This is a genomic window from Bacillus sp. SJZ110 (assembly GCF_006715455.1).
Classification (GTDB): domain Bacteria; phylum Bacillota; class Bacilli; order Bacillales; family Bacillaceae; genus Bacillus; species Bacillus subtilis.
This window is the reverse complement of record NZ_VFNF01000001.1, coordinates 389,183-414,504: the sequence shown is the minus strand read 5'-3', so window position 1 is coordinate 414,504 and position 25,322 is coordinate 389,183. Positions and strand designations below refer to the sequence as shown.

At 43.3% G+C, this 25,322-nt stretch carries 24 protein-coding genes; 21 read left to right on the top strand and 3 right to left on the bottom strand.

Going from position 1 to position 25,322, the window contains the following annotated elements; translation table 11 throughout:
• The first annotated feature begins 79 nt into the window (after positions 1 to 79).
• The 9 genes from FB592_RS02090 to FB592_RS02050 all read left to right on the top strand — a co-directional run bounded on the left by FB592_RS02090 (position 80) and on the right by FB592_RS02050 (position 9,161).
• A complete protein-coding gene (locus FB592_RS02090) occupies positions 80 to 1,534 on the top strand; it encodes a tetratricopeptide repeat protein (RefSeq protein ID WP_141949221.1) in 1,455 nt (484 codons plus the stop codon).
• A gap of 380 nt (positions 1,535 to 1,914) precedes the next feature.
• On the top strand, positions 1,915 to 3,324 hold the full coding sequence (gene cwlO, locus FB592_RS02085) for a peptidoglycan DL-endopeptidase CwlO (protein WP_124072687.1): 1,410 nt from the start codon (positions 1,915 to 1,917) through the stop codon (positions 3,322 to 3,324).
• A gap of 205 nt (positions 3,325 to 3,529) precedes the next feature.
• Positions 3,530 to 4,480, top strand: a complete 951-nt coding sequence (gene trxB, locus FB592_RS02080; RefSeq protein ID WP_003228139.1) for a thioredoxin-disulfide reductase — start codon at positions 3,530 to 3,532, stop codon at positions 4,478 to 4,480.
• Between the two features lie 318 nt (positions 4,481 to 4,798).
• A complete protein-coding gene (locus FB592_RS02075) occupies positions 4,799 to 5,275 on the top strand; it encodes an 8-oxo-dGTP diphosphatase (protein ID WP_010886622.1) in 477 nt (158 codons plus the stop codon).
• Positions 5,276 to 5,299: 24 nt separating this feature from the next.
• Complete coding sequence (gene rapZ, locus FB592_RS02070) at positions 5,300 to 6,187, top strand: RNase adapter RapZ (protein WP_003243903.1); 888 nt, start codon at positions 5,300 to 5,302, stop codon at positions 6,185 to 6,187.
• A 1-nt stretch (position 6,188) separates the two neighbouring features.
• Positions 6,189 to 7,142 (top strand): gluconeogenesis morphogenetic factor, encoded by a 954-nt coding sequence (gene mgfK, locus FB592_RS02065; RefSeq protein ID WP_049140423.1) that lies wholly within the window; start codon positions 6,189 to 6,191, stop codon positions 7,140 to 7,142.
• A 22-nt stretch (positions 7,143 to 7,164) separates the two neighbouring features.
• Positions 7,165 to 8,115 (top strand): DNA-binding protein WhiA, encoded by a 951-nt coding sequence (whiA, locus tag FB592_RS02060; RefSeq protein ID WP_003243775.1) that lies wholly within the window; start codon positions 7,165 to 7,167, stop codon positions 8,113 to 8,115.
• A 23-nt stretch (positions 8,116 to 8,138) separates the two neighbouring features.
• Positions 8,139 to 8,396, top strand: a complete 258-nt coding sequence (locus tag FB592_RS02055; protein ID WP_003219835.1) for an HPr family phosphocarrier protein — start codon at positions 8,139 to 8,141, stop codon at positions 8,394 to 8,396.
• Entirely contained in the window at positions 8,397 to 9,161 is a 765-nt protein-coding gene (locus FB592_RS02050) for an arylamine N-acetyltransferase family protein (RefSeq protein ID WP_072557266.1), read from the top strand.
• A gap of 35 nt (positions 9,162 to 9,196) precedes the next feature.
• Here FB592_RS02050 and FB592_RS02045 read toward each other — a convergent pair whose 3' ends face one another.
• Positions 9,197 to 9,406 carry a hypothetical protein gene (locus FB592_RS02045; RefSeq protein ID WP_014665489.1) on the bottom strand — a complete coding sequence of 70 codons (210 nt, stop codon included), beginning with the start codon at positions 9,404 to 9,406 and terminating at the stop codon, positions 9,197 to 9,199.
• A gap of 146 nt (positions 9,407 to 9,552) precedes the next feature.
• On the opposite strand from FB592_RS02045, the gene psdR reads away from it, so the two are divergent.
• The 4 genes from psdR to psdB all read left to right on the top strand — a co-directional run bounded on the left by psdR (position 9,553) and on the right by psdB (position 14,107).
• Positions 9,553 to 10,266, top strand: a complete 714-nt coding sequence (gene psdR, locus FB592_RS02040) for a two-component system response regulator PsdR (RefSeq protein ID WP_128740758.1) — start codon at positions 9,553 to 9,555, stop codon at positions 10,264 to 10,266.
• Positions 10,260 to 11,330 (top strand): two-component sensor histidine kinase PsdS, encoded by a 1,071-nt coding sequence (gene psdS, locus FB592_RS02035; protein WP_049140409.1) that lies wholly within the window; start codon positions 10,260 to 10,262, stop codon positions 11,328 to 11,330. The genes psdR and psdS overlap by 7 nt, the downstream gene beginning before the upstream one ends.
• An 82-nt stretch (positions 11,331 to 11,412) precedes the next feature.
• Positions 11,413 to 12,192 (top strand): lantibiotic ABC transporter ATP-binding protein PsdA, encoded by a 780-nt coding sequence (gene psdA, locus FB592_RS02030; protein ID WP_003228167.1) that lies wholly within the window; start codon positions 11,413 to 11,415, stop codon positions 12,190 to 12,192.
• On the top strand, positions 12,167 to 14,107 hold the full coding sequence (gene psdB, locus FB592_RS02025; RefSeq protein ID WP_032726921.1) for a lantibiotic ABC transporter permease PsdB: 1,941 nt from the start codon (positions 12,167 to 12,169) through the stop codon (positions 14,105 to 14,107). Before psdA ends, psdB begins: the two co-directional genes overlap by 26 nt.
• Positions 14,108 to 14,143: 36 nt before the next feature.
• On the opposite strand, the gene FB592_RS02020 is transcribed toward psdB, so the two are convergent.
• Complete coding sequence (locus FB592_RS02020; RefSeq protein ID WP_128747248.1) at positions 14,144 to 15,121, bottom strand: 2-hydroxyacid dehydrogenase; 978 nt, start codon at positions 15,119 to 15,121, stop codon at positions 14,144 to 14,146.
• Between the two features lie 383 nt (positions 15,122 to 15,504).
• Here FB592_RS02020 and FB592_RS02015 point away from each other — a divergent pair, with 383 nt between their 5' ends.
• Together FB592_RS02015 and FB592_RS02010 are read left to right on the top strand one after the other, a co-directional pair.
• Positions 15,505 to 16,098 (top strand): beta-class carbonic anhydrase, encoded by a 594-nt coding sequence (locus FB592_RS02015; RefSeq protein WP_003228173.1) that lies wholly within the window; start codon positions 15,505 to 15,507, stop codon positions 16,096 to 16,098.
• Positions 16,099 to 16,116: 18 nt separating this feature from the next.
• On the top strand, positions 16,117 to 17,709 hold the full coding sequence (locus FB592_RS02010) for a SulP family inorganic anion transporter (RefSeq protein ID WP_003228175.1): 1,593 nt from the start codon (positions 16,117 to 16,119) through the stop codon (positions 17,707 to 17,709).
• A gap of 26 nt (positions 17,710 to 17,735) precedes the next feature.
• On the opposite strand, the gene FB592_RS02005 is transcribed toward FB592_RS02010, so the two are convergent.
• Positions 17,736 to 18,056, bottom strand: a complete 321-nt coding sequence (locus FB592_RS02005; protein ID WP_003242570.1) for a MazG nucleotide pyrophosphohydrolase domain-containing protein — start codon at positions 18,054 to 18,056, stop codon at positions 17,736 to 17,738.
• A gap of 116 nt (positions 18,057 to 18,172) precedes the next feature.
• On the opposite strand from FB592_RS02005, the gene FB592_RS02000 reads away from it, so the two are divergent.
• The 6 genes from FB592_RS02000 to mdxG all read left to right on the top strand — a co-directional run bounded on the left by FB592_RS02000 (position 18,173) and on the right by mdxG (position 25,320).
• Positions 18,173 to 18,748: an LOG family protein gene (locus FB592_RS02000; protein WP_141949220.1), complete on the top strand. Its 576-nt coding sequence runs from the start codon at positions 18,173 to 18,175 to the stop codon at positions 18,746 to 18,748.
• Between the two features lie 204 nt (positions 18,749 to 18,952).
• Entirely contained in the window at positions 18,953 to 19,903 is a 951-nt protein-coding gene (locus tag FB592_RS01995) for a LacI family DNA-binding transcriptional regulator (RefSeq protein ID WP_021480670.1), read from the top strand.
• A 112-nt stretch (positions 19,904 to 20,015) separates the two neighbouring features.
• Positions 20,016 to 21,785: a maltogenic alpha-amylase gene (gene mdxD, locus FB592_RS01990; protein WP_141949219.1), complete on the top strand. Its 1,770-nt coding sequence runs from the start codon at positions 20,016 to 20,018 to the stop codon at positions 21,783 to 21,785.
• Positions 21,786 to 21,880: 95 nt separating this feature from the next.
• On the top strand, positions 21,881 to 23,134 hold the full coding sequence (mdxE, locus tag FB592_RS01985) for a maltodextrin ABC transporter substrate-binding protein MdxE (RefSeq protein ID WP_141949218.1): 1,254 nt from the start codon (positions 21,881 to 21,883) through the stop codon (positions 23,132 to 23,134).
• Between the two features lie 41 nt (positions 23,135 to 23,175).
• A complete protein-coding gene (mdxF, locus tag FB592_RS01980) occupies positions 23,176 to 24,483 on the top strand; it encodes a maltodextrin ABC transporter permease MdxF (RefSeq protein ID WP_021480667.1) in 1,308 nt (435 codons plus the stop codon).
• On the top strand, positions 24,484 to 25,320 hold the full coding sequence (mdxG, locus tag FB592_RS01975; RefSeq protein WP_021480666.1) for a maltodextrin ABC transporter permease MdxG: 837 nt from the start codon (positions 24,484 to 24,486) through the stop codon (positions 25,318 to 25,320). It abuts the gene before it with no gap.
• Positions 25,321 to 25,322 lie beyond the last annotated feature (2 nt).

Genomic DNA, 25,322 nt, shown 5'->3' with positions numbered 1-25,322 from the left:
CCTTCCTTTTGAACTATTGAGGGGCTTACGATTTATGGTATACTACTGACGGTAATATTGTATAAAACGGAGGGTAGTTGTGGGAAAACACACTTCTGAACATAAAAATCACGCACAAATTGTCCAGCTGCTTCAAGATGGACAATATTTTTTTCATAAAGGCTTGAAAGCGTATAAAGAGCGCAATCTAAAACGGGCAAGCAAACTGATTCAGCGCGCGGTTCATTTGGAGCCGGAGGATTCAGAGATGCTTTCACAGCTTGCGGTCATTTATTCGGAAATGGGCCAGTATCAAGAGTCGAACGATCTTCTTGACTATATCATGGCAAATCTGGAGGCCGAAATGCCGGAGTGCCATTACTTTAAAGCGAATAACTTTGCCCATCTGGGGCTCTTCCAGGAAGCTTATAAAGAAGCGGCCGCTTATTCTGATGCGGACCCGGATGGTGAATTCGCCGAAGAAAACGATAGTCTGCTTGATTTGCTCGATTTAGGAGACGACGGCATTGAGGATTCGTTGTATGATCAGGATGAACTGCTGGTGAAACAGGATCGGGCAAAGTCATTGCTGGAAAGCGGCCAGCTTGCTGAAGCGGTTGCGGCGCTTGAGGAAATCACAGCTGAATATCCGGAGCTTTGGTCAGCATACAACAATCTCGCGCTTGCCTATTTCTATTCAGGAAACGTGGTAAAAGCGAAGCAAACCGCTTATGAAGTGCTTTCTCATAATGAAGGAAATCTTCACGCCTTATGCAATCTTCTCGTTTTCTACTATTATGAAAGAGAAGACGAAAAAGTGGCGGAATTGAGTGATCAGCTCTCCAATGTCTATCCGATGCTAATGGAGCAGCGTTATAAATTGGGTGCTACTTTGGCGCTTGTCGGCCGCTACGAGATCGGATATAAATGGCTCAAATCATTATATAAAACCGGCTTTGAAGGTGACGACACCTTCTTTTACTGGCTTTCATGCTCTGCTTATTTTACGGGACATACCGACTTTGCCGAGACGATCTGGAGAAAAGTCGAGTCGCAATATCCCGGCGAAGACCGCCCGGCGCCTTGGATTGAGCGGAGGGAAGCTCTTCCTTCATCTGTGGAACAGCGTCTCGCAGCCTATTATATCAGCAGCACAAAGGGAGAAACAGAGCATCTTGAAGCGGTGATACGCTCAAAGAGAATCACCGCTCCTTTTGAAAATCATTTTGTAAAGCTGCTTCTGAATGGAAATTCTGCGGCTGCTGACGTTTCAGAGGATGCACTTTTCGCCTATCAAACGGTCAAACTATTAGAGCAAGTTGAAAAAGAAGAGATGAAAACAGAAGTCATGAGCTGCTGGGTTTTCCATGTCATCCAGCAAATTCGTGCAGCTGCTCCGTTGAAAAATGAGAAAGGCTGGGCAGCAGCCATCTGTTATATTTGGAAAGAAGCCCATGGCAAGCAAGACACGAAAAAAGACACAGCGGCCCGATTCGGCATCTCTCCGGCAACTTTGACGAAATATATGAAATATATTGATGATATTTTAGAATAGTAAATTTTAAAGAGTCGATTTATTTAATCGACTCTTTTTTTGTTTGATAGATTATATTAAGAAAATAATATCGACAGTTTTTTTACACGCTTAAGAAAAATGACAAATGATGTGTGACTTGACATCTGTTTGAAACATAAATGTAATAAAATTTATCGCTAATTTGTCGAAACTTGATGGTATAATGATTCTCGTACATAAGGAATTAGTGTTTTTTACATATGATGTGAAATAAACGCTATACAACCAGAATAAGAGATGCACAGAATAATTAACCATAAACAACCATCATTCCTCGTAGAGTATGAGGAACGAAACTTGATGTTCAAAATACGATTCCAAATGAGGACAGGTTCACAGTAAAAGGGAGGATATAAAAAGTGAGAAAGAGTTTAATTACACTTGGTTTGGCTTCCGTCATCGGGACAAGCAGTTTTTTGATCCCATTTACAAGTAAAACTGCATCGGCGGAAACATTAGATGAAAAGAAACAAAAAATCGAAAGCAAGCAATCTGAGGTTGCTTCCAGCATTGAAGCGAAGGAAAAAGAATTAACTGAGCTTCAGGAAAATCAATCAAAGATTGAAAAAGAACTGAAAGACATTAACGCTAAGGCGCTTGATACAAGTAACAAGATCGAAGATAAAAAAGAAGAAAATGATAAAACAAAAGAAGAAATCAAAAAACTGAAAAAAGAGATTAAAGAAACAGAAGCACGTATCGAAAAACGCAATGAAATCCTGAAAAAACGCGTTCGTTCTTTACAGGAAAGCGGCGGATCTCAAGGATACATAGATGTTCTTCTAGGATCAACAAGCTTTGGTGACTTTATCTCTCGTGCGACTGCGGTTTCATCTATTGTGGATGCAGACAAAGATTTAATCAAACAGCAAGAGCAGGATAAAGCGAAGCTCGAAGATTCTGAAGCGGATTTGAATGACAAGCTGAAAGAAGTTCAAGCTGCATTGGCTAAATTAGAAACAATGCAAAAAGACCTTGATAAACAGCTTAATGAAAAAGACAAGCTTTTCGACGAAGCAAAAGCAAGCCAAAAGAAAACGGCTAAAGCGATTTCTGAATTAAAATCAGAGGCGTCTGAACTTGCAAATCAAAAAGCAAATACTGAAGCTGAACAAGCACGCATCAAAAAAGAACAAGAAGCAGCGGCTGCTTTGATCAAAAAGCAGGAAGAAGCACAAAAAGCATCTGATGAAACACAAACAGATGACAGCCAAACGGCTACAACTGAATCAGCAAAAGCAAGCTCATCTGATGATTCTTCAGACAATTCTTCTAACGGTTCATCAAACAGCTCGTCTAACGGCTCATCTTCTAAGAAGAGCAGCGGCTCAAACAGCAATTCAGGCGGCACTGTTATCAGCAACTCCGGCGGAATTGAAGGCGCGATCAGCGTTGGTTCAAGCATTGTAGGACAATCTCCATACAAGTTTGGCGGCGGACGCACTCAGTCTGATATCAACAACCGTATTTTTGACTGCTCATCATTCGTACGCTGGGCATACGCTTCTGCAGGTGTTAACCTTGGACCTGTCGGCGGAACAACAACTGATACGTTAGTTGGCAGAGGACAAGCTGTCAGCGCGTCCGAAATGAAACGCGGAGACCTTGTGTTCTTTGACACTTATAAAACGAATGGACACGTAGGAATCTACTTAGGTAACGGTACATTCCTAAACGACAATACATCTCATGGTGTATCTGTTGACTCTATGAGCAATCCTTACTGGAAAAAAGCATTTAAAGGCGTTGTAAGACGTGTTGTTCAATAATAAATATGACAAGGGCCTTCTATAAACAGAAGGCTCTTTCTTTATTAACATATACCCTTTTCGAATACATTTAATCGTGTTGAGCAAAAAAATAGCGTATCACCATGAGATTTTATAGGATATGGGTAAGGAATACGTTTGATGGGGATTCTTATCTTATAAGAAAGAGCCCAAACTTGAAAAGATGGTTTAAGGAGTGAATAGTGTGTCAGAAGAAAAAATTTATGACGTGATTATAATCGGCGCGGGCCCTGCTGGGATGACGGCCGCTGTATACACATCAAGAGCGAATTTATCGACATTAATGATTGAAAGAGGAATTCCTGGCGGACAAATGGCCAATACGGAAGATGTAGAAAACTATCCTGGATTCGAAAGTATCCTTGGGCCTGAGCTTTCTAACAAAATGTTTGAACACGCGAAAAAATTCGGCGCTGAATACGCTTATGGCGATATTAAAGAAGTCGTTGACGGCAAAGAGTACAAAGTAGTCAAAGCTGGTTCAAAAGAATATAAAGCCCGTGCTGTCATCATTGCTGCTGGTGCGGAATATAAAAAAATCGGTGTGCCTGGCGAAAAAGAATTGGGCGGACGCGGTGTATCTTATTGTGCAGTATGTGACGGCGCTTTCTTTAAAGGCAAAGAACTAGTCGTTGTTGGCGGCGGAGATTCCGCGGTTGAAGAAGGCGTATATCTGACTCGTTTCGCTTCAAAAGTAACGATTGTTCACAGACGTGATAAACTCCGTGCTCAAAGTATTCTTCAAGCGAGAGCATTTGATAATGAAAAAGTTGACTTCCTGTGGAACAAAACCGTGAAGGAAATTCATGAGGAAAACGGCAAAGTCGGTAACGTAACGCTTGTCGATACGGTAACCGGTGAAGAAAGTGAATTCAAAACAGACGGCGTATTCATTTACATTGGCATGCTTCCTCTGTCTAAACCGTTTGAAAATCTGGGCATTACGAATGAAGAAGGCTATATCGAAACAAACGACCGCATGGAGACGAAGGTTGAAGGGATTTTCGCTGCCGGAGACATCCGCGAAAAATCACTGCGCCAAATCGTAACGGCTACAGGAGACGGAAGTATTGCGGCACAAAGCGTACAGCATTATGTCGAAGAGCTCCAAGAAACGCTGAAAACTTTAAAATAAAAAGGGCTGTCATACGAGTTTCACATTACGTTACTGGGTTTTAATTCCGCTGTAACACATGTGTAATGCTTTTCGGTTATGATTAATAAAGTAATTGACCCCCTTTTTATAATGAATACACTTTTTTGGCACGGATTCTCCAGTTATCCGTGTCCTTTTTTTGTCCATAAATAAAAGATGAATGCCAGTTACAGCAAAATCATCTGAATTAAGGAATGAATATGCTGTAAAATAGAAGAAAAGATTGTCAATGTCTCTTCATTGTGGGAGGCATCTTGAAGCGGTATAATAAAGAGACGATGACAGGACGAAGGTTAGGTGACGTACTTGCAAAGAGTGACAAATTGTGTGCTTCAGACGGATGACAAAGTTCTTCTGCTTCAAAAGCCGAGACGCGGATGGTGGGTCGCGCCGGGAGGCAAGATGGAGAGCGGAGAATCAGTCAGAGACTCCGTCATCAGAGAGTACAGAGAAGAGACTGGTATCTATATCATAAATCCTCAATTAAAAGGCGTTTTTACCTTTATTATTAAAGACGGTGACCACATTGTCTCCGAGTGGATGATGTTTACGTTTGTCGCTGATTCATATACAGGACAAAATGTATCAGAATCAGAGGAAGGCAAACTGCAGTGGCACGATGTCAATGACATTCAGAACCTGCCTATGGCCCCTGGAGACGGCCATATCCTTGATTTTATGATGAAGGGACAAGGGCTGCTGCACGGCACATTTACGTATACACCGGAATTTGAGCTGCTCAGTTATCGTTTAGACCCGCAGCACATCAAATAGAAAGACAAGTCAGGGGGGAGAAAGATGAGTGTTAGTGAATCACATGATATTCAGCTTGTCATTATAACCGGAATGTCGGGAGCGGGGAAAACTGTCGCGATCCAAAGCTTTGAAGATCTCGGCTATTTCTGCGTCGATAATCTTCCGCCTTCATTGCTTCCGAAGTTTTTAGAGCTGATGAAGGAATCAAATTCGAAAATGAGCAAAGTTGCGCTCGTGATGGATTTGCGCGGTCGCGAATTTTTTGACCGGCTGATTGAAGCGCTGGATGAAATGGCCGAAAATCCGTGGATCACACCGCGAATTTTATTCCTGGACGCGAAGGATTCCATTCTCGTCACAAGATATAAAGAGACGAGACGCTCGCATCCGCTGGCAGCGACTGGCCTGCCGCTTGAAGGCATCGCGCTGGAACGAGAGCTGCTTGAGGAATTAAAAGGCCGCTCTCAAATCATTTACGATACGTCTGACATGAAGCCGCGTGATTTGCGTGAAAAAATCGTGAAGCACTTTGCGACAAACCAAGGAGAGACATTTACCGTGAATGTCATGTCATTTGGTTTTAAATACGGTATTCCAATTGATGCAGATCTCGTCTTTGATGTCAGATTTTTGCCGAATCCGTACTATATCGAAAGTATGCGGCCGCTGACTGGCAAGGATAAAGAGGTTTCCTCTTACGTCATGAAGTGGAATGAAACACAAAAGTTCAATGAGAAATTAATTGATCTGCTGAGCTTTATGCTTCCATCTTATAAAAGAGAAGGAAAAAGCCAGGTTGTCATTGCGATCGGCTGCACAGGGGGCCAGCACCGCTCTGTGACATTAGCCGAGAATTTAGCTGATTATTTCAAAAAGGATTACTATACTCATGTTACTCACCGGGACATTGAAAAGAGAAGCCGGAAATAAGATGGGACATAAGCCGAAAATTGCAATCTTTGGCGGCGGTACAGGTCTTTCTGTATTGCTTCGGGGCTTAAAGCATAAACCTGTTGACATCACGGCCATTGTAACAGTTGCCGATGATGGGGGAAGCTCTGGCCGTCTGCGGAATGAACTGAAAATTCCGCCTCCCGGAGACATCAGAAATGTGCTTGCCGCTTTATCCGATGTGGAGCCGCTTGTTGAAGATCTTTTTCAGCACCGCTTCAATAAAGGGAATGACTTAACAGGCCATTCTCTCGGGAATTTGATTTTGGCAGCGATGACAAATATAACCGGTGATTTTTTTCACGCTGTCACTGAAATGAGCAAGGTGCTGAATGTAAGAGGAAAGGTTTTGCCGGCTGCCAATGCCAGTGTTGTTTTGCATGCTGAGATGGAAGACGGCCGCGTGGTCTCAGGCGAGTCAACGATCCCAGAATACGGACAGCGCATTAAGCGTGTTTTTCTCACGCCTGAACAGATTGATCCGCTGCCGGAAACAATAGACGTGATCAGGGAAGCGGATTTGATTATTATCGGCCCGGGAAGCCTCTATACAAGCATTCTTCCCAATTTGCTCGTCCCAAAAATCGGGGAAGAAGTGATAAAGGCGCCGGCGAAAAAAGTATACATTTGCAACGTGATGACTCAGCCCGGCGAAACGCTCCATTACACCGCTGCTGATCATGTGAAAGCCCTCAATCAGCATATGGGCTGCGGTTTTATTGATACGATATTAGTGAACAGTGAAGACATTCCCGACGAAATAAAACGTAAGTACGAAATGGAATCGGCGCGTCCTGTTGATTTTGATATCGAAGAGCTGAAAGCGATGGGGCTTGAAGTCATCAGAGATCAAATTGTAACGTATAAAAATGACGTAATACGTCACGATACACATAAAGTGGCCTCTCTTCTTGTTGATTTACTGAAAGAATGAAGCCTTGAAATGAGGTGGCTATATGTCATTTGCATCAGAAACAAAAAAAGAATTAACGAATCTGGAAGTGAAGGACTGCTGCATTAATGCCGAGCTGTCTGCACTCATTCGGATGAATGGAGCTTTATCATTTACAAACCGCCATCTCGTACTCGATGTTCAAACCGAAAACGCGGCGATTGCCCGCCGCATCTATACATTGCTGAAAAAACAATATGATGTGTCGGTCGAGCTGCTGGTCAGAAAGAAAATGCGGCTGAAAAAGAATAACGTCTATATTGTGCGTTTTTCAGAAAATGCAAAAGCGATCTTAGAGGATTTAAAAATACTCGGGGAGAATTTTGTGTTTGAACGAAGTATTTCGAAAGAGCTGGTCAAAAAGAGATGCTGCAAGCGTTCTTATATGAGAGGAGCATTTTTGGCAGGAGGTTCGGTCAATAACCCGGAAACCTCCTCGTATCATTTAGAAATCTTCTCTCTTTATAAGGAGCATAACGATTCATTATGTGACCTGTTAAATGAGTTTCAGTTAAACAGCAAAACGCTTGAACGGAAAAAAGGCTACATTACCTATTTAAAAGAGGCTGAAAAGATTACAGAGTTTCTGAACGTAATTGGCGCTCACAATTCGCTTCTGCGATTTGAGGATGTCAGAATCGTCCGGGACATGAGAAATTCGGTCAACCGCCTCGTCAATTGTGAAACAGCCAACTTAAACAAAACAATCGGCGCATCGCTGAGACAGGTGGAAAATATTAAATACATCGATGAAAGAATCGGCCTGGAGGCGCTGCCTGAAAAACTTCGGGAAATTGCGCAGCTGCGGATTGATTATCAGGAAGTGACGCTGAAAGAGCTGGGGGAAATGGTAGCAAGCGGGAAAATCAGCAAATCAGGGATCAATCACAGGCTGAGAAAACTTGACGAAATCGCAGAACAGCTGCGGACAGGGCAAACCGTCACTTTAAAATAACCGTAAAGAAAAGGGGAGATTTTATGGTTCAACAGAAAGTGGAAGTTCGATTAAAGACAGGACTGCAAGCACGTCCTGCTGCTTTGTTTGTACAAGAAGCAAACCGGTTTACGTCAGATGTGTTTCTTGAGAAGGATGGGAAAAAAGTAAACGCCAAAAGCATCATGGGGCTGATGAGCCTTGCGGTAAGCACAGGCACTGAGGTTACCTTGATTGCCCAGGGAGAAGATGAACAAGAGGCGCTGGAGAAGCTGGCTGCTTACGTTCAAGAAGAAGTTTAGGTGATAAAAATGAGTGACTTTCTAAAAGACTGCTTTCAGAAAATTGGCTGGGAGAAAGATCATGTCAGCTTCGGCGATCTTCCCCTTTTTCTCAAAGCAATGGCATACCGTTTTCCATTCGAAAACCGTGCCGTACTTGCAAAAGAGAATTATAAGATCACAAAAGAAGAGCTATGGCGACGTCTGCTCAAAGATCAGCACGGCGGCCTATGCTACGATTTAAATGGTTTTCTTTATTTTGTCTTGCGTGAGGCTGGGTTTCATGTGAAGCTCATTCGAGGAACGGTTTATGCAGGCGATCAAGAGGGATGGGCACTAGAAGGGACGCATGCTGCTGTATGGCTGTCTGCGGAAAATGGCGATTACCTCGTTGATATCGGCTTCGGCATCAACCTGGCGCTCCAGCCGATACCGCTTTCCGGAGAAACGGTACAGTCACCAGTCGGGTCATTCCGAATCAAAAAAGAAGAGACAGAAAAGGGCAGCCATGTTCTTCTGATGGACAAGGGAGAAGGCTGGCAAATCGGGTACGCCTTTACTCTTGAAGAGAGTGATCTCGGTGATTTAGATAACATGAAGGACATCATTCACTCTCATGAAAAATCTCCTTTTAACAAATCCCCGCTTGCCTCAAAGCTGACACCGAGCGGAAGGATGGTCATGTCAGAGCGCCATTTTACGATTCATGAAAACGGCAGTGACATTCAAAAAAGTGACATTGGCCCTTCAGAATTTGAAGAGAAATTAAATACTCATTTTTTGTAACGTGAAAAGCTTGCAGGTTATCTGCAAGCTTTTTCTTATGAACAAGTGTAGATTGCTGTATCAAATGCGTCTTCTGGGATATACAGTTTTCCCTTTTCATATTTATAAGGAATTTCATTCTCTTTAAAGCACTCTTTGGTATAGTCAGTTAGTGTATCCCCAATTTCTATGTATTTCCCGGTATAGTTGGGCTGACATGCTGAAAGAATTGACGTAATTGCCAGAAACAGCATGATTTTCTTCATCACGACACCTGCCTATTATGAAATTTTTACCTTTATCATTCTATCATAACGAAAAGAAAAAGACCGATTTACTATTCCGCACATGCTATAATAATTTTGGAATCTTCTAGAAAAATCATCGTGATGTACATATAAGGGGGATCAACGTGTATCGGATTTTGCTTGTGGAAGATGATGAGCGGATTGCTTCTTTGCTAGGCGGTCATCTTCAAAAATACGGATATGAAGTGAAAATTGCTGTACAGCTGAATGATATAAAATTGGAATTTGCAGAAATGAAGCCTGATCTTGTGCTGCTTGATATCAACCTGCCTTTTTTTGACGGGTTTTATTGGTGCAGGCAAATCCGTACCATTTCCAATGCGCCGATTATCTTTATATCGGCACGGACCGATGAGCTGAATCAGGTAATGGCGATTGAAAATGGCGGCGATGATTATATCACAAAGCCATTCCATCTAGAGGTAGTGATGGCCAAAATCAAAAGCGTCCTGCGCCGCACATATGGTGAATACTCGCCCTCTTTGCCGCAGGAATCAAGAATAGTGGAGCTTGGCGGGCTATCGATTTATCCTGATCAACATGAAGCGGAGTGGAACAGCGTCCGGATTTTGTTTTCCCAAAAAGAATTCCAGCTTCTCTCGATTTTTGTGAGGGAGCATAAAAAAATTGTCTCTCGTGATGAACTATTGGAGGCGTTATGGGATGACGTTGATTTTGTCGATGACAATACGTTAACGGTCAATGTCAACCGGCTGCGGAGAAAACTGGAGAATGCAGGACTGAAAGATTGCATTTCCACAATCAGAGGACAAGGCTATCAATTTCAAGTCAATCGGAAGGATGAAGCGGAGTGTTAAAGACTTATCTCACCGACCGCTTAGCCATTATTCTATTTTCATTATTAGGGATAGGGTCCGCCATGCTGATTGCGTATTTAAGCATTGTAGAGAGCGGCGCAGAACCTTCCAAAGAAAATATGATGTACATCTGGATTTTGCCCGGTACTCTTTTAGCCGCAGGTTTTGCTATTGATTATGTTCGGCAATTTTCCTTTCTTACATATGTTAAAAAGCTTGCAGAACAAGCCTCTTCTTCGAATGACATCGGACAGTCTTTGAAAGCCCGAAAGCCAAGAACAGGAGAGCAAGCGCTTTGGACGAAAATGATCAACGCACTCGGGCAGCAATACGAAAGCAGGCTCTCACAATATATCAATCAGCAAAAACAGCATTATACCTTCACCAACCAATGGGTCCACCATATGAAAACACCGGTATCCGTCATATCCTTAATGATTCAGGAAGGAAAAAACGGAACCTCATCCTCTTTTCCGACGTTTTTAGAGGAGCTAGAGGATGAGAATGAGAGATTTCGCCACGGTCTTGATATGATGCTGCAAACGGCTCGGCTGGAGGAATTTGCATTTGATGTAAAACCGCAAACCTTTGATTTGGCAGAAATGGTTCGTTCACTGATCAATCAGGAAAAACGTCAGTTTATCAAGCGGCGCCTTTTTCCAACATTACATGTGCCGCCAAATGCCGTTCAGATTTCCAGTGATCAAAAGTGGCTTTCCTTTGTTGTTGAGCAAATCCTTTTCAACGCCTTAAAATATTCCAAGCAAGGTGTGGGAGACCCTATTACAATCCGGATTGAAACGCAGGGACATGAGACGCGATTGTCGGTTGCCGACGAAGGAATCGGCATACCGCCGCAGGATCTGCCGCGGATTTTTGACGCGTTTTTTACCGGAGAAAACGGACGAACCATGAAAGAGGCAACTGGAATGGGCCTTTATTTGGCAAAACAGGTGTGCAGCCGTCTCGGCCATAAGCTGTATGCGGAATCAAAAGAAGGGGCTGGCACTGTGATGACCATCGTGTTTTCAAGTGACACCCTCGTGAATGTGACAGCATTGTAAGGTTGGGGAGCGGAATTGCAAGAAAGTTCGATGGGAGGATGCTGACTTCCTTTTTATAATAAAGAAAAAGGAGGAGCAGAACATGAACGTGTTGCAAACAACGAACCTATCGAAAACGTACTATTCAAATAAAGGAACAATATCATACCAAGCGCTCAGCGCCTTTGATCTCAGTGTGTCAAAAGGAGAATTTGTCGGGATTATGGGGCCGTCGGGAAGCGGAAAAACCACGCTTTTGAATTTGCTGGCTACCATTGATAAGCCGACCCAGGGCGAGATGATGATCAACGGCATTCAGCCGAAAACGTTAAAGGACCAAGAGCTGGCTTTGTTTCGCAGAAGAGAACTCGGCTTCGTCTTTCAGGATTTTAATCTGCTTGATACGCTGACGATTCGTGAAAATATTCTCTTGCCGCTCGCATTGGATAAGGTAAAGCTGAGAGAAATGGAAGCCCGATTGGATGAACTGGCGGATACGCTGCAAATCAAGCATATTCTCGATCACCGCACATATGAGGTGTCGGGCGGACAGCAGCAGCGGGCAGCCTGTGCCAGAGCGATTATTCACAATCCAGCGCTCATTCTTGCCGATGAACCGACAGGAAACCTCGACTCAAAATCGGCAAAGCAAGTGATGAACACACTAGCTCAGTTGAATGAGGAAAAGGAAGCGACGATTCTGTTGGTTACGCATGATGCCACAGCAGCAAGTTTCTGTAAACGAATTGTTTTTATTAAAGACGGACGTTTCTTTTCAGAGATTCACAGAGGAACAAACAGGCAGGTGTTTTATCAAAGTATATTGGATACCTTGAGTGTGTTGGGAGGCGATTTTCATGAATTTGAGAACTATCGCCCGTAAAAACATTCTTGGGAATCTGCAACGGTATGTGGCCTACTTTTTAAGCTGTGTGTTTGCCGTTTCGGTGTTTTTTGTCTTCACATCATTTATTTTTCATCCTGATGTCAATGAAGACAATATATATGGCGGAAGCCTTGTCAAAACATGCTTGAGCGCAGCTCTTGTCGTCATCATTGTGTTTTGTATATTTTTCATCACATATTCCAATTCAGCGTTTTTGCAGGCAAGAAAGAAAGAGTTTGGGCTGCTGACACTGTTTGGCACATCAAAGCAGCAGCTTCGCAAGATGATTTATTATGAGCAGTCACTTATTTCTCTTGCGGCGATTGCGGCCGGCATTGGAGCAGGCCTGTTATTTTCAAAACTGTTTTTTATGATCATGACATGGATGCTCAGCGTGAAGGTGCCGATTTCGTTTGCCATTGTGCCGAAAGCGTTTGTGATGACAATTGCCGGCTTTCTCATCCTGTTTCAGACGCTGCTCATTTTATCACTGGGACGGATTCGGAAGCTGGAAATCATTGAACTGATTAAATCGGCCAAAAAGCCGAAAAGCTTGCCGGTTTATTCGAAATGGCTCACTGTATTGTCTTTGCTATGTCTTGGCAGCGGTTATTATCTATCTGCAACAGCCAATGCAATTGACATGATGTTTCGGGTATTTCCAATTTTGATTTTAGTGTTAATTGGCACGTATTTCTTTTTTACACAAAGCAGTGTGGCGTTTTTCCGCATGCTGTACCGAAAGAAACACAGCTTCTACAAAGGCACAAATATCATTGTGCGTTCCAACATGATATTCAGGCTGAAGGATCATGCACGCATGCTGTTTTTAACCTCTGTCATTACAGCGGTCATATTAACAGCTACAGGTGTCATCTATATGTTTTATTCCGATTTACAAAGGCAGGAGGAGCAAAGCATTCCTCAGTCTGTTTCCTGGGTGGAAAAGGATGCTTCCCGCTTTCAGGTCATGAAGCCTGAGACGGCTGAGAATACATTGAAAAAAGCTCATGCTGTTATCAAGTATAAGGTGGATGCCACAGGGATTCCTGTCACTTTTCAGTCAGACTTGCCGTATGGAAATAAGAAGATGGAAGCGGAAGCTTTGCTGATTTCAGAAAAAGTCTATAATCAAGTCGCAAAGGAAAAAGGGTTCCCAGTTATTCATTTACAAGAAAATGAAGCATTTATTAATGTTTCTTTTCAAATGATGGTGAAAGACACATTTGGAGAAGGGGAAACAGCAGCATTTCATATGAAGTCAGGAAAAACTCTTTCCTACGTCATGAAAAAGCAGCAAAACAAAGGGATATTGATGTCTGTCGATGGAGTCAGCCGTTTATTGGTTGTCAGCGAAAAGAGCTTTGACAGTCTGTCACAGGATGTGCCGCTGAAGGAACAGATGAGAATGGTAGGTTATGAGCTTGAGCATTGGCAGGAGACGGTGGATGTCTCTGAAAAGCTTGAAAACATGGTGCCGAAAGAACATACATCTGATTTTCAAACACGTGCTCCTAGTTATCAAATTGTGAAGCAGGGAGTTGCATTAATGCTGTTTATTGGTCTGTTTGTCAGCGTGCTGTTTTTTATCGTGCAAGGAAGCATGCTGTATTTGCGGATGTTTACGGAAATAGAAGATACGAGAGTGCAGGTGTTAGCGCTAAAAAGGATAGGGGTTACGGACAAAGAGATTCACTCGATCCTTGGAAAGCAAATAGGATTTTTATTCTTCATCCCATTTATCGCAGGTACGATTCACGCCGGCTTTGCGTATGCAGCGTTAAGTAATATGCTGAATTCCAATTTATTTCTTGAGGCCGTAATTGTCATCTTCATTTATTTTGTATTCCAGGCTGTTTATTATATCGTCACCCGCCATATTTATAAGCGTGCTGTTCTTCAGCGTATGTAATAGAAATCCGGTCTGTTATCAGACCGGATTTTTGATTTATTGAAATTCTCTTGTGAGATTTTTCGGTGTTTGTCCTTGAATGGCTGCAATCATATTTTCGGCGGCCTGTTTGCACATGTTGAAGCGCACTTTAGCTGTTGCTGAACCGATATGAGGAAGCAGCGTGACATTATCCAGCTGCAGAAGCGGATTATCTCGGGTGACTGGCTCTTTTTCGTATACATCTAAGCCGGCTCCCCTGATCCAGCCTTCCTGAAGAGCGCGAACCAGTGCTTTTTCATCGACTGTCTTTCCCCGGGAAATATTGACGAAAATTGCTGAATCCTTCATTAACTTAAATTCACGTTCTCCTATCATGTGATAGGTTTCATCAGTCAGCGGCGTAATGAGAAGAATAAAATCAGATTGCTCAAGCATTGTATCAAGCTCTGCATACTTAACGCCGATGCTGTCTTCTGTTTCTTGTTTGCGATGTCGGTTATGATAAAGCACTTCCATATCAAAACCAAATTTGGCGCGTCTCGCTGCTTGTTCTCCAATTCTGCCCATGCCGATAATGCCTAACGTTTGATGATGAACATCAATTCCGAAAAGCGCTTCCTCTTCCACGGTTCCCCATTTTCCTGCTCTGACAAAACGGTCCAGTTCGGCAACACGTCTGGCGGAAGACAGAATCAGTGAAAAAGCCAGATCTGCAACTGTGTCATCCAGTGTATAAGGTGTATGAGTCCCGACGACTCCTCTTTCTTTCATTGCTTCTATATCGAAGTTATCGTAGCCTACTGATTGGTTGCTGACCACTTTGAGCTTAGGCGCGTGTTCCAGCAACTCACGATTGATTGACGGACCGGAAGTCCCTGACGTTAAAAGCCCTTCCGCATCTTTTAATTTTTCAAATAGCACGTCACTCGGAAGCGTATCCTCCTGCCATACTTCATAACGGCAATGTTCACCGATGAATGCTTCAATCTCTTCAGGAATCGGTTTTGTGATAAATACAAATGGTTTCAACAAGGCTCCCCCTTTATGGCTATTGTCTATTTCATTATATCGGAAATAAATAGATGTTAAAAATATAGCTGCGTTCTTTTTATTTTCTGGTTCTTTTGAACTTAAAATGGAGATCGAACAGCTAAATCTGCTTAAAAAAGTTTTTTAATTATCAGAATTCACCCATATTTTTTGTCAGACAAATCATCAATATGCGAGCAGCAGCCGGATTATAGGATTCATTAAATATAAATTTTATTATCTTTGAAAGATATAAATGTTTATGTTTTGATTCTACAGTCCAATTATAGTGTCTTTTTTTGAAATCCTTTTCTTGGCTTATTCCTATGCTATAATTCCTTACTGTAAGCTGGGTAAGAAGGCTTGCAAAATCATATGGATGGGAGATGAATCAAATGGTTTCTTTAACATCAATTTTGGAACACAATCAGCGGTTTGTCAGAGAGAAGAAGTATGAACCGTACAAAACGACAAAGTTTCCTTCAAAAAAGCTCGTCATTGTCACCTGTATGGATACAAGGCTTACAGAACTTCTTCCGCAAGCAATGGGGCTTAGAAACGGTGATGCTAAAATTGTAAAAAACGCGGGAGCCATCGTTTCTCACCCATTTGGAAGCGTGATGCGAAGCATACTGGTCGCGATTTATGAATTGCAGGCTGAAGAGGTATGCATTGTCGGCCATCATGAATGCGGAATGTCAGGGCTAAATGCGTCCTCGATTCTTGAGAAAGCAAAGGAACGCGGGGTGGAGGATAGCTGCCTGAATTTGCTGACGAGTGCCGGACTCGATTTGAAAACGTGGCTGACTGGTTTTCACAGCGTGGAAGAAAGCGTTTCCCACAGTGTGAACATGATTAAGAATCATCCGCTGCTTCCGAAAAAGGTGCCGGTTCACGGGCTTGTCATTCACCCTGAAACAGGAAAACTTGATGTGGTCATTAACGGTTATGAAACTGAGCTAATAAACAATCACTCATAAGGGAGGTTATAACAAAATATGCGATTCTCAGGGAGATTCAAGGGATACAATTTACAGAAATTTCAGAAAGACTTAATTGCAGGTATCGTAGTAGGTGTCGTGGCAATTCCTTTAGGAATGGCGTTTGCCATTGCCTCGGGAGTCGAGCCCGAATACGGGCTGTACACTGTTGTTATAGCGGGGATTTGTATCTCTTTGTTCGGAGGATCTAAATATCAAATTGGCGGTCCGACAGGCGCCTTTGTCCCGATACTGTTCGGCATTATCATGCAGTACGGATTAGAGAATCTGCTGATTGCGGGGTTTATGGCAGGGGTAATGCTGGTGCTGTTTGGGCTGTTTAAGCTCGGAAAAATAATGAAATTTGTGCCTAAACCCGTTATCGTCGGTTTTACAGCAGGAATTGCCGTGTTAATCTTTACGGAACAAATCGCTAATTTTCTCGGATTGAGAAATGTTGAAAAACATGAGAACTTTCACCACAACATGTTTGAAATTGTGCAGCAGCTCGGCACCTTTAACGTGTATGCCATTTTGACAGCTGTGATCGGGCTCGTCATTTTGCTTGTATCCGCCAAGGTGATGCCTAAAGTGCCGGGCGCTTTGTTGGCGCTTCTTATTTCCACAGTGGTCGCGGTTGTCTTTTTCCCTGACCGCATGGCAACGATCGGGTCAACTTATGGTGAAATCCCCCGCCATTTGCCTGAATTTCAGTTTCCTGAGCTTACTTTGGATAAAATGGTTATGCTGTTTCCGGCTGCGCTTGTCATCGCGCTTCTTGGAGGACTTGAGTCGATTTTGTCCGCAATGGTCGCTGATAACATGAAGGGCTCAAAGCATGACAGCAACAAGGAGCTTGTCGGCCAGGGGATTGCGAATATGGCAGCGCCCCTGTTTGGCGGAATCCCGGCTACAGGAGCGATTGCGAGAACGGCGACCAATATAAAAAACGGAGCGGTTTCCCCAGTTTCCGGCGTCGTTCACGGCGTAGTCGTTCTCCTTGTCCTGCTTGTATTTGCGCCTTATGCGTCCCATGTGCCGCTCGCCAGTATGGCACCGATTCTCATGGTGGTCGCATGGAATATGAGTGAGCGCAAGGAAGTCGCAAACATGCTGAGACTGAAAAACGCTGATTCCTTTATTTTGGCGGCGACCTTCGCCCTTACGGTTCTGTTTGACTTAATCATCGGTGTGGCAACCGGATTGCTGCTCGCATTTGTGTTCTTTATCAGAAGAATGAGCGAAGCGACCCGCATCCACAATCAGGAATCGCATCCTGTTCTGGCGAAGAGAGAAGATCCATCTGTCAGCATGTATGCCATAGAAGGGCCGCTGTTTTTCGGGTCAATTGATTCCCTTGAATCGTCATTGCTGGAGCATGTACAGAAAAAACCGAAAACCCTCATTCTGCTTATGAATAAGGTGCACTATATGGATACGTCAGCTGAAGCGGTGCTTGGGAACATTATGAATCGAATTAAACGCCACAATGGAAAGCTGATGATTGTAGGATTGCAATCGCAGCCGAAGGAGCTGCTGCATAAAACAGGCCTTTTTCACAAAATAGGAAAGCAGCATTTCTTTGATCACCATGATGAAATCACAGGTTAAAAAAAGCGGCCATCGCGGCCGCTTTTTTATGCATGCTCAAATCGTTTTGTCAGTTTTTCTTGGTGGGCCTTCATGACGTCTTCTAAAGAGACACCATACATATCAGCAAGAATGGCGATATTTCCGATGACATCTCCCATTTCTTCAATCAATTCTTGTTTTTGCTCAGCGCGTGACGATTCTTTCTCATCCGGCCGGTCTCTGCCGATTTCATACGCCCTGACAGCCCGTGCCAGTTCTCCGGCTTCCTCCATTAAAAAGCCGACGCGAATAAAAGGTCCGTATTCTGTCCAGCCTCTTTTTTCGTAAAACTCTTTCATCCATTTTTCTGCATCAGCCAGCTGCAACCTCATCACTCCTGCATTCTTTATGTATTTCATATTGATATTATCACATGAAGATGGGACAATATATAGTGTGTTTTTGAATATTTAACACGATATATAGATGCGGAGATGACAAGATGAAAACCATTTGTGTATTTGCGGGATCAAACCCTGGGGGAAATGAAGCGTATAAAAGAAAAGCGGCAGAGCTTGGCGTGTATATGGCTGAGCAGGGAATCGGCCTTGTCTATGGGGGCTCCCGCGTAGGCTTGATGGGCACGATTGCTGACGCGATTATGGAAAACGGCGGAACTGCAATCGGGGTCATGCCGAGCGGTTTGTTCAGCGGGGAGGTTGTCCATCAAAACCTGACTGAGCTGATTGAAGTAAACGGGATGCATGAACGAAAGGCTAAAATGAGCGAGCTGGCGGACGGCTTTATCTCGATGCCGGGCGGCTTCGGTACATATGAAGAATTATTTGAAGTGCTGTGCTGGGCACAGATCGGTATCCACCAAAAGCCAATCGGACTGTACAATGTAAACGGATATTTTGAACCAATGATGAAAATGGTGAAATACAGCATTCAAGAAGGGTTTTCTAACGAATCGCACCTAAAACTGATTCACAGCTCGTCACGGCCGGAGGAGTTAATTGAGCAAATGCAAAATTATTCTTATCCGATTTTAGAAAAAAAGTGGACAGAAATTTAAAAAAGAGACTTTCTCATGGAAGCGGAGAGAATGAGTCTGCCACCTAGCGTATGATCCATGAAATATCGAGTGTTTTTAACAAAGTGAGGTTTCCTTAAAGGAAATCTCTTTTTTATTTCTCTTTTGCCTGCATCGTATATTTAACAGTAATAGAGGACTTTATCACTAGTTTGGATAATAAGCACAGATAAGGAGGGGATGAAAATGGCAACATTGTCAGATGTGGCAAAAAAAGCAAATGTTTCGAAAATGACGGTATCACGAGTGATCAATCACCCTGAGACGGTGACAGATGAATTGAAAAAGCTTGTTCATTCTGCGATGAAAGAGCTGAATTACATCCCTAATTATGCGGCGAGAGCGCTCGTGCAAAACAGAACACAGGTTGTGAAACTATTGATACTTGAGGAAATGGATACGACAGAACCATATTACATGAACCTGCTGACAGGAATCAGCAGGGAGCTGGATCGCAATCACTATGCTCTCCAGCTTGTAACAAGAAATTCTCTTAATATTGGCCAATGTGACGGCATTATTGCCACCGGCTTGAGAAAGAACGATTTTGAAGGTGTAATAAAAGCGTTTGAGAAGCCGCTCGTCGTATTCGGGCAAAATGAAATGGGCTATGACTTTATCGATGTGAATAACGAGAAAGGCACTTTTATGGCAACCCGCCATGTTATGGGGCTGGGGGAGCGGAAAGTTGTCTTTTTTGGCATTGATTTAGATGAGCCTTTCGAACGTGCAAGAGAACAGGGGTATATACGGGCGATGAATAAAAGCTTTAAAAAATCGAATATGTTTCGGATCGACAACAGTTCTAAGAAAAGTGAAGGCCTTGCAAGAGAACTGCTGAAATCCATGGACAATCAGGCCGCATTTGTCTGCGCATCTGATCGAATCGCGCTCGGCGTCATTCGTGCGGCGCAATCCCTTGGAAAGCGAATTCCAGAAGACGTTGCGGTTACCGGGAATGACGGTGTGTTTCTTGATCGCATCTCCTCGCCGCGCTTGACTACGGTCAGACAGCCTGTTGTTGAAATGGGGGAAGCCTGTGCGAAAATGTTGCTGAAAAAAATGAATGAAGACGGTGCTGCACAAGGAAGTCTATTTTTTGAACCAGAGTTAATTGTACGAGAATCAACGCTGTAAGCGCCGTATTCTGTTATCGGTAACAGGGTGAAAAGGATTGTTCCCACAATTTCATCATGATACTTTCAAACTATGAGCCGGCTTCAATAAAACGGAAATCAAAGGGGGAAACATGATGGAATATGCAGCGATTCACCACCAGCCATTCAGCACAGATGCTTATTCTTATGATGGGCGGACTGTGCATATCAAGATTCGGACGAAAAAAGGTAATGCAGATCACATTCGATTCATTTGGGGTGATCCCTATGAGTACAACGACGGCAAATGGTCGGCAAACGAGCAGCCGATGAGAAAAATTGCTGCAACAGAAATGCATGACTATTGGTTTGCTGAAGTGGTGCCGCCATTTAGGCGTTTACAATATGCGTTTGTTGTAACAGACGATCATGAAGACATCTTTTTCGGAAGTTCGGGTGTATGCCCTTATAACGAAAAAACACTGGGAACGATTCATTATTACTTTAAATTTCCGTTTGTTCACGAGGCTGATACATTTCAAGCGCCTGAATGGGTCAAGTCAACGGTTTGGTATCAAATTTTTCCGGAGCGTTTTGCAATTGGAAGAGAAGACTTGTCACCGAAGAATTCATTGCCGTGGGGGAGCAAGGACCCGGGCGTCAATGATTTTTTTGGAGGAGATTTGCAAGGGATTGTTGACAAGCTTGATTATTTAGAGGATTTAGGGGTGAACGGCATTTATCTGACGCCGATCTTTTCCGCGCCTTCTAATCATAAATACGACACGCTGGATTACTTTTCTATTGATCCGCATTTCGGGGATCCGGAGATTTTTCGTACATTGGTCAGCCAGCTTCATCAGCGGGGGATGAGAATTATGCTAGATGCGGTTTTTAACCATATAGGAAGCGCGTCTCCGCAATGGCAGGATGTCGTCAAAAACGGAGCTCGATCCCGCTATAAAGACTGGTTCCATATTCACTCTTTTCCCGTCATAGGCGACAATTATGACAGGTTTGCTTTTACAGCTGATATGCCGAAGCTAAACACGGCTAATCCCGAAGTGCAGAAATATTTGCTTGATATTGCTTTGTACTGGATTCGCGAATTTGACATTGACGGCTGGCGTTTGGATGTCGCAAATGAAGTGGATCACGTGTTTTGGAAGACATTTAGGCAGGCTGTATCTACTGAAAAGCCTGACGTTTATATTTTAGGTGAGATCTGGCATTCTGCCGAACCCTGGCTTAGAGGGGATGAATTTCATGCGGCGATGAATTACCCTTTTACAGAGCCTATGATTGAATATTTTGCTGACCGGACGATCCCAGCCTCACGTATGGCCTACCGTGTCAATGCACATTTGATGAATGGAATGAAGCAGGCCAATGAGGTGATGTTTAATTTACTGGATAGCCATGATACAAAGCGCCTTTTGACCAGATGCCGCAATGATGAGAAGAAAGCACGCGCGTTGCTGGCCTTTATGTTTGCCCAGACAGGCTCACCATGCATTTATTACGGAACGGAAATCGGGCTGGACGGCGAAAATGATCCATTATGCCGGAAATGTATGGTTTGGGAAAAGGAGAAGCAAAACCAAGACATGCTGCAATTTATGAAACGGTTAATTGCTTTACGCAAGCAGGAAAGCACTTTATTGACTGAAGGACATCTTGAGTGGAATCTGCTGGATGACCAAAACGATTTTATTAGCTTTTCACGGACTCTTGATGAAAAAATAGTGATTTATTTCTTTAATCAAGGGAATGCGGTTCAATATGTCAGTTTACGAGAGTTGAATATTGAAAGGAATAAGAAAATCTGTGATGCATGGACAGAGCAGCCGCTACAGCATCACGATGTCATTGCCGTTCAGCCGGGAGAATTTTTGATTTTGAGTGCTGCCGCCCCTGTATAACATTCTGTTATCGGTAACAAATCGAAAGTTGTTGTAACCGCTTTCTATAGGACAATACAATTGTTATAGATTCGTAAATAGAAGGGGGAAAAGAGATGGTTCTTTTAAAAAAGGGGTTCGCCATATTGGCGGCATCATTCCTGGCAATCGGCCTTGCCGCCTGCTCAAGTTCAAAAAATCCAGCAAGCTCTGATGGCAAAAAGGTGCTGACTGTGTCTGTCGAAGAAACGTATAAAGAATACATTGAAAGCATAAAAACAAAGTTCGAAAAAGAAAATGATGTCACAGTAAAAATTGTTGAAAAGCAAATGTTCGAACAGTTAGAAGCGCTTCCTCTTGATGGCCCGGCGGGTAATGCGCCTGATGTTATGCTTGCTGCATATGACCGGATCGGCGGTTTGGGACAACAAGGACATTTACTTGATATTAAGCCATCTAACACAAAAAGCTTTGGTGATAAAGAAATGCAGCAGGTGACAGTTGACGGCAAAGTGTACGGAATGCCGCTAGTCATTGAGACACTTATTTTGTATTACAACAAAGATCTTTTAAAAACAGCGCCAAAAACATTTAAAGACCTTGAAAAGTTAACGGAAGATCCTCGATTCGCGTTTGCTTCGGAAAAAGGAAAATCAACCGGATTTTTAGCAAAATGGACTGACTTTTATATGTCGTACGGCTTATTGGCTGGATACGGCGGATATGTGTTTGGAAAAAACGGCACAGATTCCGGGGACATCGGCCTGAACAATAAAGGGGCTGTAGAAGCGGTGAAATATGCGGAGAAATGGTTTGAGACATATTGGCCGAAAGGAATGCAAGACAATACAAGCGCAGACGACTTTATTCAGCAGATGTTTTTAGAAGGCAAAGCGGCTGCGATCATTGGCGGTCCTTGGTCAGCTGCCAACTATAAAGAGGCTAAATTGAACTACGGAGCGGCTCCCATTCCGACATTGCCCAATGGAGAAGAATATGCCCCTTTTGCGGGCGGGAAGGCCTGGGTAGCTTCAAAATATACAAAAGAGCCCGAGCTGGCTGAAAAATGGCTTGAGTATGCTGCAAATGATGCCAATGCTTACGGTTTTTATGAGGATACAAACGAAGTTCCGGCCAACACGGCTGCAAGGAAGAAAGCCGATGAGCAAAAGAATGAACTGACGTCAGCTGTGATTAAACAATATGAAACAGCAACGCCGACTCCAAATATTCCGGAAATGGCTGAAGTATGGACAGGAGCGGAAAGTTTAATTTTTGATGCAGCTTCAGGAAAAAAATCGACACAAACATCAGCGAATGATGCTGTAAACGTCATAAAGGAAAATATTAAAGAAAAGTATGTGAAATAAAACGGCGGGATAGCGTCCGGAAGAATAGAGGGCGGAAAAAAATGAATAAACATCACACACTTGCAAAGCAAAAACGAAAGGCAGGGCTTTTATCGATCATTCCAGGACTTGGGCAGATTGCGAATCAGCAATTGTCAAAGGGGCTCTTATTTCTTGCCATCACAGGCTTGTTTGCTTTTGAATTATGCGTTTTCGGTATACAGGCGCTAACCGGATTGATGACATTGGGAAGTGTTCCCGGTGAAGATCACTCGCTGTTTATGCTGATTGAAGGCACGCTGCAATTGATCGTGACAATGATTTTCCTCATGTTCTATATCTTTAATATTCATGATTCGCGTAAGACCGCCGCAATGAAAGCGGCGGGTTTGGAAGTCAATACAACAGCCAAGGATATGATCTGTCATGCGGGCGATAAAGGGTTTCCATATCTATTTACACTTCCGGCATATATCATGATGGTGTTTGTGATTATTTTTCCGGTTTTGGTGACTCTGTTTGTTGCATTAACAAACTATGATTTTTATCATATTCCGCCTAATCGTCTGATTGACTGGGTCGGGTTTAAAAATTTCTTAAATATTTTTTTCCTTGGCTCCTATCGTGAAACATTTGTGAATGTACTGGGCTGGACGGTTATCTGGACAATCTGTGCAACAACGCTGCAAATCATTTTAGGTATTGTGACGGCACTTTTCGTCAATCAGGATTTTATAAAAGGCAAGCGGATATTTCGAATGATTTTCTTATTTCCATGGGCTGTTCCGGCGTTTATTACAATCATGAGTTTTTCCAACATGTTTAACGACAGCATAGGAGCGGTGAATGCACAGGTGATTCCACTATTCAATCACCTGCCGTTTGTTGAGCTGCCTGCGATCGCGTGGAAGACTGATCCTTTCTGGACAAAGACTGCCCTCATTATGATTCAGACGTGGCTTGGCTTTCCATATATTTATGTCATGGTAACGGGAGTGCTTCAGGCGATTCCAGGTGAATTGTATGAAGCGGCAAAGATTGACGGGGCCACTTTTATTCAGCGTTTTCGGCATATTACATTCCCGATGATTTTATTTGCCACAGCACCCGTGATGATTACTCAGTATACGTTTAATTTCAATAATTTCTCGATCATCTATTTATTTAATGAGGGAGGGCCAGGCAGTGTGGGAGCCGGGGCCGGATCGACCGATATCTTAATTTCGTGGATTTATAAACTGACAACAGGCACATCACCCCAATATTCCGTTGCGGCGGCTGTGACACTGTTAATTTCTTTCATTGTCATTGGAATTTCACTGATTGCTTTCAAAAAATCAAATGCTTTTGGCAATGAGGAGGTTATGTAGGTGAACGCGAGCACTGCCAGAATGCTTAATAAAATCTGTACGTATTTATTTTTGACGCTTTTAAGTATTGTCATTATATATCCGTTGCTGATTACGGCATCATCAGCCTTCCGTGTGGGGAATTCGGCGGCTTTTCAGCTCGATTTTTCGGGTCCTTGGACATTGGATCATTTTAAGCGGCTATTTGACGAAACGCTTTATCTCAATTGGTACAGCAATACACTTGTCATCGCGCTATCGGTCATGGTTTTGCAGGTTACGATTGTGACACTTGCCGGGTACTCGTACAGCCGCTATCGGTTTGCAGGCAGAAAAAAGAGCCTGATATTCTTTTTAATCATTCAAATGGTGCCGACAATGGCGGCGCTGACTGCTTTTTATGTCTTGGCGATGCTAATAGGCGCACTCGATCAATACTGGTTTTTAACAGCGATCTATATCGGCGGCGGAATTCCGATGAACACGTGGCTGATGAAAGGTTATTTTGATACTGTGCCGAGAGAAATTGATGAAGCCGCGCGAATTGACGGAGCGGGACATCTGAGGATTTTCGCTTCAATTGTTCTGCCGCTTGTTAAGCCAATGCTCGCGGTACAAGCGCTTTGGGCGTTTATGGCACCGTTCGGCGACTATTTGCTGGCGAAATTTCTGCTTCGCTCACCGGAAAGGCTGACCATCGCTGTAGGATTACAATCCTTTATTTCTAATCCGCAGCAGCAAAAAGTAGCTCTATTTGCAGCCGGTGCCATACTAGCCGCACTGCCGATATGCGTTCTATTCTTTTTTCTCCAAAAGAACTTTGTGTCCGGTTTGACAGCCGGCGGAACAAAGGGGTAATG